Origin of the sequence: Bradyrhizobium sp. SZCCHNR1002 (genome assembly GCF_032381435.1) — a bacterium.
GTDB lineage: Bacteria > Pseudomonadota > Alphaproteobacteria > Rhizobiales > Xanthobacteraceae > Bradyrhizobium > Bradyrhizobium aeschynomenes.
The window spans coordinates 515,139-528,190 of record NZ_JAUHIS010000001.1; the positions used below are offsets into that span (position 1 = coordinate 515,139).

12 protein-coding genes are annotated in these 13,052 nt (G+C 64.7%); 9 read left to right on the forward strand and 3 right to left on the reverse strand.

Annotated features, from left to right (window positions below):
• The first annotated feature begins 158 nt into the window (after positions 1-158).
• Positions 159-1,601 (forward strand): DUF1254 domain-containing protein, encoded by a 1,443-nt coding sequence (locus QX108_RS02235; RefSeq protein WP_315779082.1) that lies wholly within the window; start codon positions 159-161, stop codon positions 1,599-1,601.
• 18 nt (positions 1,602-1,619) lie between these two features.
• On the opposite strand, the gene xth is transcribed toward QX108_RS02235, so the two are convergent.
• Positions 1,620-2,411: an exodeoxyribonuclease III gene (gene xth, locus QX108_RS02240; protein ID WP_315779080.1), complete on the reverse strand. Its 792-nt coding sequence runs from the start codon at positions 2,409-2,411 to the stop codon at positions 1,620-1,622.
• 176 nt (positions 2,412-2,587) lie between these two features.
• On the opposite strand from xth, the gene QX108_RS02245 reads away from it, so the two are divergent.
• Entirely contained in the window at positions 2,588-3,610 is a 1,023-nt protein-coding gene (locus QX108_RS02245; RefSeq protein ID WP_315779079.1) for an aldo/keto reductase, read from the forward strand.
• Positions 3,611-3,998: 388 nt separating this feature from the next.
• Here QX108_RS02245 and QX108_RS02250 read toward each other — a convergent pair whose 3' ends face one another.
• The gene (locus QX108_RS02250) at positions 3,999-4,646 is read right to left on the reverse strand and encodes an alpha/beta hydrolase (protein ID WP_006614822.1); all 648 of its coding nucleotides are present in this window, start codon (positions 4,644-4,646) and stop codon (positions 3,999-4,001) included.
• A gap of 321 nt (positions 4,647-4,967) precedes the next feature.
• Positions 4,968-5,831 (reverse strand): LytTR family DNA-binding domain-containing protein, encoded by an 864-nt coding sequence (locus tag QX108_RS02255; protein ID WP_315779077.1) that lies wholly within the window; start codon positions 5,829-5,831, stop codon positions 4,968-4,970.
• A gap of 118 nt (positions 5,832-5,949) precedes the next feature.
• Between QX108_RS02255 and QX108_RS02260 the strand changes: the two genes are divergently transcribed.
• The 7 genes from QX108_RS02260 to QX108_RS02290 all read left to right on the forward strand — a co-directional run bounded on the left by QX108_RS02260 (position 5,950) and on the right by QX108_RS02290 (position 12,974).
• Positions 5,950-7,113 carry a cysteine desulfurase family protein gene (locus QX108_RS02260; protein ID WP_315779075.1) on the forward strand — a complete coding sequence of 388 codons (1,164 nt, stop codon included), beginning with the start codon at positions 5,950-5,952 and terminating at the stop codon, positions 7,111-7,113.
• A gap of 84 nt (positions 7,114-7,197) precedes the next feature.
• Complete coding sequence (gene sufB, locus QX108_RS02265; protein ID WP_315719947.1) at positions 7,198-8,694, forward strand: Fe-S cluster assembly protein SufB; 1,497 nt, start codon at positions 7,198-7,200, stop codon at positions 8,692-8,694.
• 119 nt (positions 8,695-8,813) lie between these two features.
• Positions 8,814-9,566 (forward strand): Fe-S cluster assembly ATPase SufC, encoded by a 753-nt coding sequence (gene sufC / locus QX108_RS02270; protein ID WP_315779072.1) that lies wholly within the window; start codon positions 8,814-8,816, stop codon positions 9,564-9,566.
• Positions 9,567-9,589: 23 nt separating this feature from the next.
• The gene (gene sufD / locus QX108_RS02275; RefSeq protein WP_315779070.1) at positions 9,590-10,912 is read left to right on the forward strand and encodes a Fe-S cluster assembly protein SufD; all 1,323 of its coding nucleotides are present in this window, start codon (positions 9,590-9,592) and stop codon (positions 10,910-10,912) included.
• Positions 10,909-12,156 carry a cysteine desulfurase gene (locus tag QX108_RS02280; RefSeq protein ID WP_315779068.1) on the forward strand — a complete coding sequence of 416 codons (1,248 nt, stop codon included), beginning with the start codon at positions 10,909-10,911 and terminating at the stop codon, positions 12,154-12,156. Before sufD ends, QX108_RS02280 begins: the two co-directional genes overlap by 4 nt.
• Positions 12,153-12,524, forward strand: coding sequence for an SUF system Fe-S cluster assembly protein (locus tag QX108_RS02285; RefSeq protein ID WP_315779066.1), 372 nt, complete (start codon positions 12,153-12,155; stop codon positions 12,522-12,524). Before QX108_RS02280 ends, QX108_RS02285 begins: the two co-directional genes overlap by 4 nt.
• A 60-nt stretch (positions 12,525-12,584) precedes the next feature.
• Positions 12,585-12,974, forward strand: a complete 390-nt coding sequence (locus QX108_RS02290; RefSeq protein ID WP_315779508.1) for an iron-sulfur cluster assembly accessory protein — start codon at positions 12,585-12,587, stop codon at positions 12,972-12,974.
• Positions 12,975-13,052 lie beyond the last annotated feature (78 nt).

The following is a 13,052-nucleotide window of genomic DNA, read 5'->3' on the forward strand; positions in this document are numbered from 1 at the left end:
GGAGACGCTGTTGACGAAGATAGATCACGTGCGCTACCTTAGGTTGTTGTTGAAATATTGCCCGCCTCAAGCCCGTCGAACGGGACGTGATCGAGGGCACCATCGATTTTGATTCACATACTTCATGTCGTCACAACGATTGATGAGGAATATTCACCATGGACGATTTCATCATTGGCACTCCGAGTCCGGCGCGCGCAGCGGCGCCTGCCTCCGCAGGCGACGGTTGGCAGGAGAACTACGCGTATTCGCTGGGAATGCAGGCCTATGTCTGGGGCTTTCCGTGGATCTACAACGCGCAATTGCGCTGGCTCTGGACCACGAAAGAAGGCCAGAAGGTGAGCCAGCAAGCCGGCAAGCCCGATCTGTACGCGCCGGTCAACTCGTTCCACCGCAGTGAGCAGCTCGCAAGCCCAGAGAACAGCAAGTCTGGCGGCAGTCCCAACTGCGACACGCTGTATGCGACCGCCTGGCTGGACGTGACGCAGGATCCGATCGTGATCTCGGTGCCGGCGGTGACCGACCGCTTCTATTGCATCGAAATGGTGTGCATGGATGCCGACAATTTCGCCTATGTCGGGACCCGCTCCACCGGCACGGAGGCGGGCAATTTTCTGATCGCTGGTCCCGGCTGGACCGGCGCGGTGCCCGATGACGTGCTCGACGTCCTGCCGCGTTCTCGCACGGTGAGCATCTTCCTGCTCGGACGCACCGGGGTCAACGACACCACCCAGGAGGATCTGAACAAGGCGATCGCGATCCAGGCGCAGTATCAGCTGACGCCGCTGTCGCTGTGGCCCAACACGCCGCCGCCGACGCCGAGCCATGTGCTCGTCCCCGACGGCTTCGACTACAACAACACGGCGGGTGCGTGGCGGACAATGAACGCTGCGATGACGCAGGATCCGCCCGGCCTGCCGCCCGGCATCGCGCAGGATCAGCTCCTGAAGCTGTTTGCGACCGTCGGCATCGGTCCCGGTCAGGACGTCGAACGCCAGTCCGAGGCGACGCGGGCCGGGCTGCAACGTGCGGCCAAGGACGGGCTGGCGATGCTCAAGTCCATGGCCAAGGGTCACGGCAAGCAGATCAACGGCTGGACCTATCCGCCGCTGGATCTCGGGCGCGCCGGGCAGAGCAGCGACTACATTACCCGCGGTGCGTTGCAGTCGCTCGCCGGCATCTGCGCCAACGATCCGGCCGAGGCCGTCTATCTCAACGCATTCAGCGATAATCTCGGCAGTCAGTTGAATGGAAGCAGCAACTACCGGATCATGTTCGGCGCCGGCGACTTCCCGCCTTGCGATGTGACCAGGCACGGCTTCTGGTCGATCACGATGTACGGCTCCGACTACAATCTCGTCGCAAACTCGTCCCACTACACCATCAACGGCTACTATCCGGCATACCAAGCCCGTGACGCCGCGGGCGGCATGACGATCCTGATCCAGAGTGCCGATCCCGGTCAGCTTCCGTCCGGCACCTACTGGCTGCAATCGCCGTCGACCGATACGTTCTATCTGATCCTGCGGGTCTACGTGCCGGATCCCCAGGTGAGCGTCACCCAGACCTGGGCGCCGCCGGAAATCGTCCGGCTGCCCTAGCCATTGCGCGATTGAGGGCTAGGCGGTCTCAAGATCGAAATCGGCCCACACCGGCACGTGATCCGACGGCTTCTCCCAGGCACGCACATAGCTGTCGATGCCGACCTCGACCAGCCGGTCGCTCGCCTGCGGCGACAGCAGCAGGTGATCGATCCTGATGCCCATGTTCTTCTGCCAGGCGCCGGCCTGGTAGTCCCAGAACGTGTACTGTCCCGGCGCGTCGTTGACGGCGCGCAGCGCATCGGTCAGCCCGAGGCCGAGCAGCGACTGGAAGCTCTCGCGCGTCTCGGGCCGGAACAGCGCGTCGTCGACCCAGGCCTCGGGATTGGACACGTCGGCAGCCGCCGGGATAACGTTGAAGTCGCCGGCGAGGATCAGCGGCTCCTCGGTCTTCAGCCGTTCGCGCGCATAGTCGCGAAGCCGCGACATCCACTTGAGCTTGTAGGGATATTTCTCGGTGTTCGCAGGATTGCCGTTGGGCAGATAGAGGCAGGCGATGCGCACGACGCCGCTCTTGAGGCTGACGACGCCTTCCAGGAACCGCGCATGCACGTCCTCGGCATCGCCTGCGAGACCGGACTTGGTCTCGTCGAACGGAAGCTTCGACAGCAGCGCCACGCCGTTGAACGTCTTCTGGCCGTGGGTGACGACGTTGTAGCCGAGCGCCTCGATCTCCAGCCTGGGAAACGCGTCGTCCGTGCACTTGATCTCCTGCAGGCAGACGATGTCCGGCGAGCACTCCTTGAGCCAGGTGACGAGGTGCTCGATCCGTTGCCGGACCGAATTGACGTTCCAGGTGGCGATGCGCATCGGCGGGTTCCCAGCAGGCTCGGAAGATCGGCCCGGTTAGACCAAGCGGGAGGGCCCCGGGTCAAGGCGATTGGCTGGCGGACTCACAGGGCGGTGCAACCAGGTCATGCAGGGCGCCCCATGGCGGCCGGCCGCCTGTCCGCGTATTCATGCTGTCAACACCAGGGGAGATCATCATGGACCATCGACGTCTCGGCCATTCCGGCCTGCGCGTGCCCGCGCTCAGCTTCGGCACCGCGACCTTCGGCGGCGGCAACGACTTCTTCAAGGCCTGGGGCGCGACCGACGCTGACGGCGCGAGCCGGCTGATCGACGTCTGCCTCGATCATGGCGTCTCGATGTTCGACAGCGCCGATGTCTATTCGAGCGGCCTTGCCGAGACCATTCTCGGCCAGGCCATCAAGGGCAAGCGCAACCGGCTGCTGATCTCGACCAAGGGCACGTTCCCGAAGGGCGACGGTCCCAACGACTACGGCTCGTCGCGCCAGCATTTGATCGAGGCGGTCGAGGGCTCGCTCAAGCGCCTCGACGTCGATCACATCGATCTCTATCAACTGCACGGCCAGGACTACAACACGCCGGTCGAGGAGACGCTCTCGACGCTCGACCAGCTCGTGCGCGCCGGCAAGATCCGCTACATCGGCTGCTCGAACTTCTCCGGCTGGCACCTGATGAAGTCGCTGTCGTCCTCTGACCGTTACGGTTACCCGCGCTACGTCGCGCACCAGGCCTATTACTCGCTGCTCAACCGCGACTACGAATGGGAGCTGATGCCGCTCGGCATCGACCAGGGCGTCGGCGCCGTGATCTGGAGCCCGCTCGGCTGGGGCAAGCTGACCGGCAAGATCCGCAGGGGCCAGCCGGCCAAGCCCGGCACCCGCGCCCATGACATCGCCGGCACCGGGCCGCATTTCGAGGAGGAGCGGCTGTATCGCGTCGTCGATGCGCTCGACGGCGTCGCCAAGGAGACCGGCAAGACCATTCCGCAGGTGGCGCTGAACTGGCTGCTGCAGCGCCCGACGGTGTCGACCCTGATCGTCGGCGCCCGCGACGAAAGTCAGCTGGTGGAAAACATCGGCGCCGTCGGCTGGAGCCTCGCGGCGGAGCAGGTGGCCGCGCTCGATGCCGCTAGCGATATCCCCGCCGCCTATCCGGTCTGGCACCAGCGCGGCTTTCCGATGCTGAACGAAAGGCGCTAGTGGTGGATGCGACGCCGAGCCATTTGACGGCGCTGCGGGACCGGCAGTAACATCATTACTCGATCGTCACGTGGCCGCGTTCCGGTCATTCTGGAGCCGCCACAACGGGGGGCGTCGACCCCGGACCGATCGGCGGTTGAGCCTCACGACTGTGCCGGACCCGCAGTCTTCAATGTGACGATGTTTGGCTCACTAAGTCGTCCCGGCGAACCGCATCAATTTTGGTCCGTCATCGCAGCGCCGGAAGATGCAGCCGATACGTGACTGGCCCTCGCCAGCAAGGAGAGAGGCGCGTTGATACTCGCGGCGCCTCATCTCCGATCCTCGAGCGGCGCGAGACGGCCCGAATGGTTGCCTCACATCGAGGTCGCAACGACGCGCGCAGGTCTCACCTCACATTGGCGAGGCGCATGTCCAAATAGGCCGTGATGGTTTCCATCAGCGGCTCAAGCTTGCCGTCGAAGAAGTGGTTGGCGCCGGGGATGACCTGCTGGTCGATCACGATGCCCTTCTGCGTCTTCAGCTTCTCGACCAGCGTGTTGACGTCCTTCGGCGGAACAACCGCATCCTTCTCGCCGTGCACAATGAGGCCCGAGGACGGGCAGGGCGCGAGGAACGAGAAGTCGTAGAGATTGGCGGGCGGCGCGATCGAGATGAAGCCCTCGACCTCGGGGCGGCGCATCAGCAGCTGCATGCCGATCCAGGCGCCGAAAGAGAAGCCGGCGACCCAGCAGGCGCGCGCTTCCGGGTTGATGGTCTGCGCCCAATCGAGCGCGGACGCGGCATCCGACAGTTCACCCGTGCCGTGATCGAACGACCCCTGGCTGCGGCCGACGCCGCGGAAATTGAAGCGCAGCACCGAGAAGCCGCGATGCGCGAAGGCGTAGTAGCACTGATACACGATCTGATGGTTCATCGTGCCATGGAACTGCGGATGCGGATGCAGGATCATCGCGATCGGCGCGTTCTTCTGCTTGGCCGGGTGATAACGGCCCTCGAGGCGGCCCGCCGGACCGTTGAAGATGACTTCAGGCATCAGAGAATCCTTGGCAGAGCGTCGACCGACTTCGTCCGTGCTTCATCTGGCGCCTCGCCGACGACATCAGCAGAAAAAGTGGTGATCGAGCGCCTTCCGTGCGCTTGGACGGAGTGGCGCTGGCGTGACTGGAAGTTGGCCTTCTAGCATGCCGCGCGGGGCAAAAAGCAAGGGTTTTCAACGCCCGGCAAGGGGACTGTGAGGCGAATGCGGCCGAGGCCGCTGCTGCAGGTTCGCCGGACCGGTGCTGCTGTCGACCACCCGGATGCCTCTGCAATCCAATGAAAATGCTGGAGTTTTCACTTTCCGCACGCCGCCGTTTCAGCGCGCCGCCGGCATTCGCTCCAGATGGGCCACGGCGCCTCGATAGCGACGGCTGCCCTGGACCGATTGCCCGGTGTCGAAGGTCAGGCCGAACTCGCCCGATGGCAGGACCGAGAGCGCCGTGACCCTGGCCATGTTGACCAGCCGGCCGCGGTGGATGCGCACCAGGGCGAAGCAGGCGAGCTCGGTCTCGACGGCCGAGAGCGTGCCGCGGACGAGGTGCTGACGGCCGTCGGCCATGGCGTATTCGACATAGTTGCCGGCGGACGCGACCCAGAGAATATCGGCCGGCATGATGCGGACGCGGTTCGCGCCGTCGCGCAGCCAAAGCGAGGCTGGTGCCGATGCCGGGCGCTCCTCGCTCGGCGCTACTGCGCATCCCGCTGCGTTGTAGGCACGATCGAACAGCCAGAGCGCGCCTCCGATCAGGATCGCCGTCAGCACGTCCTTGCGGAGCTCGTAGACCAGTGTGGCAAGCGACATATGGAAATCATAGCTGCTGCCGGCCGCCCACAGCGCGAGCTTACGCAAGCTCACCATGCCGGCGATGTGGAGCGCGGAGAACGCCAGGATCGCGCCGAGTGCGATGGCGATGCGGACGGACCAGGCCGGACGCCGGCGAAGGGTGCGGACGGCGAAGAGCAGCAACGGCGCGAGCAGGATGATCGCGACGATGCTCGTCATTTCCCACAGCAGCGGCGTGCGTACATCATAGATCGCGCCTCGCTTCGCGGCATCCTGCGCGGCTGAAAGGGCGTTGACGAGGCCGGTGCCGAGCGAGATCGCGGCGACGGCCGCGTAGAAGATGCGATCGGTTGGACGCGAGACGGAACTCAAAACGGAAACGACGAGCTTGTTCATGGTGGCGCAGCCGCTATCTCAATCCCGGTGTGCGACGTTACCACGTTGCCATGCGCCAGAGCAGCATCGCGGGAGGGCCGCGATGGCCGGTCGCGGTGCAACTTGCTAAGAACGGACGATGGCCGACAGGATCTATCTCGATTGGAACGCGACGACGCCGCTGCGCCCCGAAGCGCGGCAGGCGATGCTCGCCGCCATGGATCTCCTCGGCAATCCGTCCTCGGTTCATGCCGAGGGCCGCAAAGCCAGGCGGTTGATGGAGGAAGCACGCGAGGTGATCGCCCGCGGGCTCGGAACGGTGCCCCGCCGGGTGGTGGTCACCTCGGGGGGGACCGAGGCCAACGTCCTCGCTTTGAGCCCGGGGCTCAAAGCCCCCGCGGGGCCGGCCGAGCGGCTGCTGGTGTCGGCCATCGAGCATGCCTCGGTGCTCGCGGGCGGCCGGTTCGCGCCGTCGGCAGTCCAGACCATCCCGGTCGATTCGTCCGGCGTGGTCGATCTCTGCGGCCTGGACACGCTTCTGGCGGGCGGTCCGCCGGCCCTGGTCTCCGTGATGGCCGCCAACAACGAGACCGGCGTGCTTCAACCGGTTTCGGAGGTTGCCGAGATCGTTCGCCGAGGGGGTAGCCTGCTGCATGTCGATGCGATCCAGGCATTTGGAAAAATTCCACTGGATATCAAGGGGATAGGAGCAGACCTTGTCACCCTTTCCGGGCACAAGATCGGCGGCCCCAAGGGGGTGGGCGCGCTGGTGCTGGGCGCCGGTGTCGACGACGTCATCCCTTTGCTGCGCGGCGGCGGTCAGGAGCGTGGGCGACGGGCTGGAACCGAGAACGTGATCGGCATGGCCGGGTTCGGCGCGGCGGCTGGCGCAGCGCTGGCCAGCCTCGAGGCCGAGCACGTGCGCGTTTCGGCGTTGCGCAACCGGCTCGAAGCCGGGCTCCGGCAGACAGAGAACGTGACGGTATTTTCCGCGCAGGCGGCGCGGTTGCCCAACACCACGCTGTTCACTGCGCCAGGTCTGAAGGCGGAAACGGCCGTGATTGGCTTCGATCTCGAAGGTATTGCAGTATCTTCCGGCTCGGCCTGCTCCTCGGGCAAGGTTCAGCCCTCGCATGTGCTGGAGGCCATGGGGGTGAGTTCCGCGGCCGCGCAGGGAGCGGTGCGCCTCAGTCTGGGCTGGTCCACGACGGAGGCGGAGGTGGATCGCTGTCTGCAGGCTTGGCGAAAGTTGTCCCTGACCCTACTTAAGGGACGTGACGAAACAGCGCTTGAGCGATTCTAAGGGCGTGATTTCGTCTGCGAAACGTCGTAAGACGGTTCCCAGAGATGTCCACCGCGGTCCTTGAAACCGCGAGCGGAGGATGGAATGCCAGCCGTACAAGAGACAGTCGACCGCGTCAGGCGGATCGACGTCGATCAATATCGATATGGGTTCGAGACCGTCATCGAATCCGAGAAGGCCCCCAAGGGGCTTTCCGAAGACACGATCCGCTACATCTCGGGCAAGAAGAACGAGCCCGCCTGGATGCTCGAATGGCGCCTGGAGGCCTATCGCCGCTGGCTGACCATGCAGGAGCCGACCTGGGCGCGCGTCGACTACCCGAAGATCGACTTCCAGGATCTGTATTATTATTCGGCGCCGAAGCCGAAGAAGCAGCTCTCCTCGATCGACGAGATCGATCCGGAGATCCTGAAGACTTATGAAAAGCTCGGCATTCCCTTGCGCGAGGTCGCGATCCTGGAGGGTGTGGAGCCGAAGCCCGGCGCCGGCAGCCCCGAGACGCGCAAGATTGCGGTCGATGCCGTGTTCGATTCGGTGTCGGTGGCGACGACGTTCAAGGAGGAGTTGAAGAAGGCCGGCGTGATCTTCATGCCGATTTCGGAAGCCATCCGCGAGCACCCTGAGCTCGTGCAGAAATATCTCGGCAGTGTGGTGCCGACGTCCGACAATTTCTATGCGACGCTGAACTCGGCTGTGTTCTCCGACGGCTCGTTCGTCTACGTGCCGCCGGGCGTGCGCTGCCCGATGGAGCTGTCGACCTATTTCCGCATCAATGAGCGCAACACCGGCCAGTTCGAGCGGACGCTCATCATCGCCGACAAGGGCGCTTACGTCAGCTACCTCGAAGGCTGCACGGCGCCGCAGCGCGACGAGAACCAGCTGCATGCGGCCGTCGTCGAGCTGGTCGCGATGGACGACGCCGAGATCAAGTACTCGACGGTGCAGAACTGGTATCCGGGCAATTCGGAAGGCAAGGGCGGCATCTACAATTTCGTCACCAAGCGTGGCGACTGCCGCGGTGCCAACTCGAAGATCTCCTGGACCCAGGTCGAGACGGGATCCGCGATCACCTGGAAGTACCCGAGCTGCATCCTGCGCGGCGACAATTCGCGTGGCGAGTTCTACTCGATCGCGATCTCGAACGGCTTCCAGCAGGTCGATAGCGGCACCAAGATGATTCACCTCGGCAAGAACACGTCGAGCCGCATCATCTCCAAGGGCATCGCGGCGGGCCGTTCGCAGAACACCTATCGCGGCCTGGTGACGGCGCATCGGAAGGCGACCGGCGCGCGCAACTTCACCGCCTGCGATTCGCTGCTGATCGGCGACAAATGCGGCGCGCACACCGTGCCGTATATCGAGGCCAAGAATTCCTCGGCCACCTTCGAGCATGAGGCGACGACATCCAAGATCTCCGAGGATGTGCTGTTCTACTGCATCCAGCGGGGTCTTTCGCAGGAAGAAGCGGTCGGCCTCGTCGTCAACGGCTTCGTCAAGGACGTGCTGCAGCAGCTGCCGATGGAGTTCGCCGTCGAGGCGCAGAAGCTGATCTCGATCAGCCTCGAAGGTTCGGTCGGCTAAGGCCGCATCGTGAGAAGGCCGCTGAGCGGCCTTCTTCCAGCATCAGCTTTATGGGCCTCGGTCCTGCGCGACGCGCCTGTGGCGCTCCTCGGGACGAGGGACAGACAGAAGAGACAACCATGGCACTACTGGAAATCAAGAACCTGCAGGTCCGCGTCGAGGAGCGCGAGATCCTCCACGGGCTGACGCTGACAATCGACGCCGGCCAGGTCCACGCGATCATGGGACCGAACGGCTCCGGCAAGTCGACGCTGTCCCACGTCATCGCCGGCAAGCCGGGCTATGAGGTCACCGGCGGCGAGATCCTGTTCAAGGGCGAGGATCTGCTCGCCATGGAGCCGGATGAGCGCGCCGCCAAGGGTGTGTTCCTGGCGTTCCAATATCCGGTCGAGATTCCCGGCGTCGCCACCATGACCTTCCTGCGTACGGCGCTGAACGCGCAGCGCAAGGCGCGCGGCGAGGAGGAATATTCGACGCCGGACTTCCTGAAGAAGGTCCGCGAGATCTCGAAGTCGCTCAACATCCCGCAGGACATGCTCAAGCGCGGCGTCAATGTCGGGTTCTCCGGCGGCGAGAAGAAGCGCAACGAGGTGCTGCAGATGGCGCTGTTCCAGCCGTCGCTGTGCATCCTCGACGAGATGGATTCCGGCCTCGACATCGACGCGCTGCGCATCGCCGCCGACGGCGTCAATGCGCTGCGCTCGCCCGAGCGCTCGATGATCGTGATCACCCACTACCAGCGGCTTCTGAACTACATCGTGCCCGACGTCGTTCACGTGATGTCGAAGGGCCGCGTCGTGAAAAGCGGCGGCAAGGAGCTCGCGCTCGAGCTGGAGGCGTCCGGTTACGCCCAGTTTGAAGACGCGGCCTGATCGCTGGCCTGAATGGATCTGTGATGAACGTAGCTTTGGTCAAGAACGACAGCGGTCCGGCGGCGAGCAGCGTGTTCGCTGCCGCCCAGGGCCGGCTGCCCGGCACCGGCAAGGTGGCTGAGATCCGGCGCGAAGCCTTCGCGGCCTTCGAGCGCACCGGCCTGCCGCACCGGCGCATCGAGGAATGGAAGTACACCGACCTGCGCGCGCTGGTGCGCGAGGTTCTGCCGCTGGCGGGCCCGCCCGATGCCGCAGCGCTGACGCGGGCGAAGGCTGCGGTTGCAGAGGCTGCGATCGAAGGCGCGACCAAGCTGGTGCTGGTCGATGGCGTCGTTGCCACCGATCTGTCGGATCTCGCGGCACTGCCTTCCGGCGTGACGGTGCGGATGTTGCGCGCGGTTCTCGACGAGCAATCCAATGACTCCCGTGGCGACTTGCTGCTCACCAAGACCAGCGATCCCATGCTGTCGCTGAACGCGGCGCTCGTGACCGACGGCGTCGTGGTCACGGTGGCCGACGGCACGCAGCTCTCGTCGCCTCTGCAACTCATTCATGTCGCCACCGCCTCCAAGACGGCGCGCTATAGCCGCTCGCATGTGCGGGTCGGGCAGGGCGCGCGCGTGGCTCTGGTCGAGAGCGCGATCGCCGCCGCCGGCGCCGGCGCCTACCAGGCCAACGATGCCGCGGTGGTGTGGGTCGGCGACGAGGCTCAGTTGTCGCATGTCCGGCTGATGCGCGATGCCGCTGACGCCGTGAACGTCTCGTTCGAACTGTTCACGGTCGGCGCCAAGTCCAGGCTCAACCTGTTCAACATGACCAGCGGCGCCGCCGTCAGCCGGCTGCAGGCGTTCTTCACCATGGCGGGCGAAGGCAGTGAGCTGATCGTCAACGGCGTCAACCTGCTGCGCGACAAGCAGCATGGCGACATGACGCTGGTGGTCGATCACGCGGTGCCCGGCTGCACCAGCCGTGAGAATTTTCGCGCCGTGCTCGATGATCGCGCGCACTCCGTGTTCCAGGGACGCATCATCGTCTGCCAGGACGCGCAGCAGACCGACGGCAAGATGATGACGCGGGCGCTGCTGCTGTCCGATGAGGCCGAGGCCGACAGCAAGCCGGAGCTCGAGATCTTCGCTGACGACGTCTCTTGCGGCCACGGCGCCACTGCCGGCGCGCTCGACGACAGCCTGTTGTTCTATCTGCGTGCCCGCGGTCTTCCCGAGAAGCAGGCGCAGGCGCTGCTGATCCAGGCCTTCGTCGGTGAGGCCATCGAGGCGATCGAGGACGATGATTTGCGCGAGCGCGTCATCGCTTCCGCCCAGGACTGGATGGAGGCGCGCGCATGAGCACGCATCCGGCCGTCGCCAACGGTTCCTACGACGTCGCCCGCATCCGCGAGGACTTTCCGGCGCTGGCGCTGCAGGTCTATGGGAAGAAGCTGGTCTATCTCGACAACGCCGCCTCGGCGCAGAAGCCGCGCGCGGTGCTCGACCGCATGACGCAGGCCTACACCAGCGAATACGCCAACGTGCATCGCGGCCTGCATTATCTCGCCAATGCCGCGACCGAAGCCTATGAGGGCGGCCGCGAGCGCGTGACGCGCTTTCTCAACGCGCGGCGCAGCGAGGAGATCATCTTCACCCGCAACGCGACCGAGGCGATCAACCTCGTGGCGTCGTCCTGGGGCGGGCCGAACATCGGCGAGGGCGACGAGATCGTGCTCTCGATCATGGAGCACCATTCCAACATCGTGCCGTGGCACTTCTTGCGCGAGCGCCAGGGTGCTGTGATCAAATGGGCCCCGGTCGATGACGACGGCAACTTCCTGATCGACGAGTTCGAGAAGCTGCTCACGCCGAAGACCAAGCTGGTCGCCATCACGCAGATGTCGAACATGCTCGGCACACTCGTGCCCGTGAAGGAGGTCGTGCGCATCGCGCATGCGCGCGGCATTCCGGTGCTGGTCGACGGCAGTCAGGCGGCGGTGCATCTGGCCATCGATGTGCAGGACATCGATTGCGACTTCTACGTCTTCACCGGTCACAAGCTGTACGGGCCGACCGGCATCGGCGTGCTCTACGGCAAATACGATCGGCTCGCCGCGATGCGCCCCTTCAATGGCGGCGGCGAGATGATCCGCGAGGTCTCGCGCGATGTCGTCACCTATGGCGACCCGCCGCACCGTTTCGAGGCGGGCACCCCGATGATCGTCGAGGCAGTCGGATTGGGCGCTGCCATCGACTATGTCAACTCGGTCGGCAAGGAGCGCATCGCTGCGCACGAGCACGACCTGCTCACCTATGCGCAAGAGCGGCTGCGCGAGATCAATTCGCTGCGGCTGATCGGCACCGCCAAGGGCAAGGGGCCGGTGATCTCGTTCGAGATGAAGGGCGCGCACGCCCACGACATCGCGACCGTGATCGACCGCCAGGGCGTCGCCGTGCGGGCTGGCACGCATTGCGTGATGCCGCTTTTGGAGAGATTCAACGTCACCGCGACCTGCCGGGCCTCGTTTGGCATGTACAATACGAGGGAAGAGGTCGATCAGCTGGTACAGGCATTGATCAAGGCGCAGGATTTGTTTGCATGACCGACACCGCCGACGTCAAAACTCAGACTATCGAAACTCATTCGGCGCTGCCGATGGAGGAGACCGAACGGCTCTCCAGCGAAATCATCGCGGCGCTGAAGACGGTGTTCGACCCGGAGATCCCGGCCGACATCTACGAGCTGGGCCTGATCTACAAGGTCGACATCAAGGACGACCGCAGCGTCGACGTGCTGATGACGCTGACGACGCCGAACTGTCCGGCGGCCGGCGAGCTGCCGACGATGGTGGAGAACGCGATTGCGAGTGTCCCGGGCGTCGGCATCGTCAACGTCAGCATCGTCTGGGAGCCGCAATGGACGCCGGACCGGATGAGCGACGAGGCACGCCTCGTGCTCAACATGTGGTGAGGCACGAAGTTTGAATGGCGGTCGGATTGATCGAACGCCGGGATTGACCAGATGACCGATATGACGAACACGCCAGTTGCCAGCAAGCCCAAGCCGCGGCCCCGTCCCCAGGTGATGCGGTTGACCGATGCGGCAGCCACGCGCATCCGCGAGCTGACCGAGCGCGCGGAGTCCGAGATCATCGGCCTGCGCGTCGGCGTCAAGAACGGCGGCTGCGCCGGCCAGTCCTATACGGTCGAATATGCCCACGACGTCCGGCCGACCGACGAGGTCGTCGAGGACAAGGGCGTCAAGATCCTCGTCGATCCCAAGGCGGTGCTGTTCCTGCTGGGCACCGAGATGGACTACCAGGCCGACAAGATGCAGGCCCAGTTCGTCTTCAACAACCCGAACCAGATCAGCGCCTGCGGGTGCGGCGAGTCGGTGCAATTGAAGCCGGCCGAGGTGTGACCGTTCGCTTTCCGTCAGCACTGGATCCGGACCTGTCGCGTTCCGGACATTGACACGCGCCACGTTCCCGACCGACAA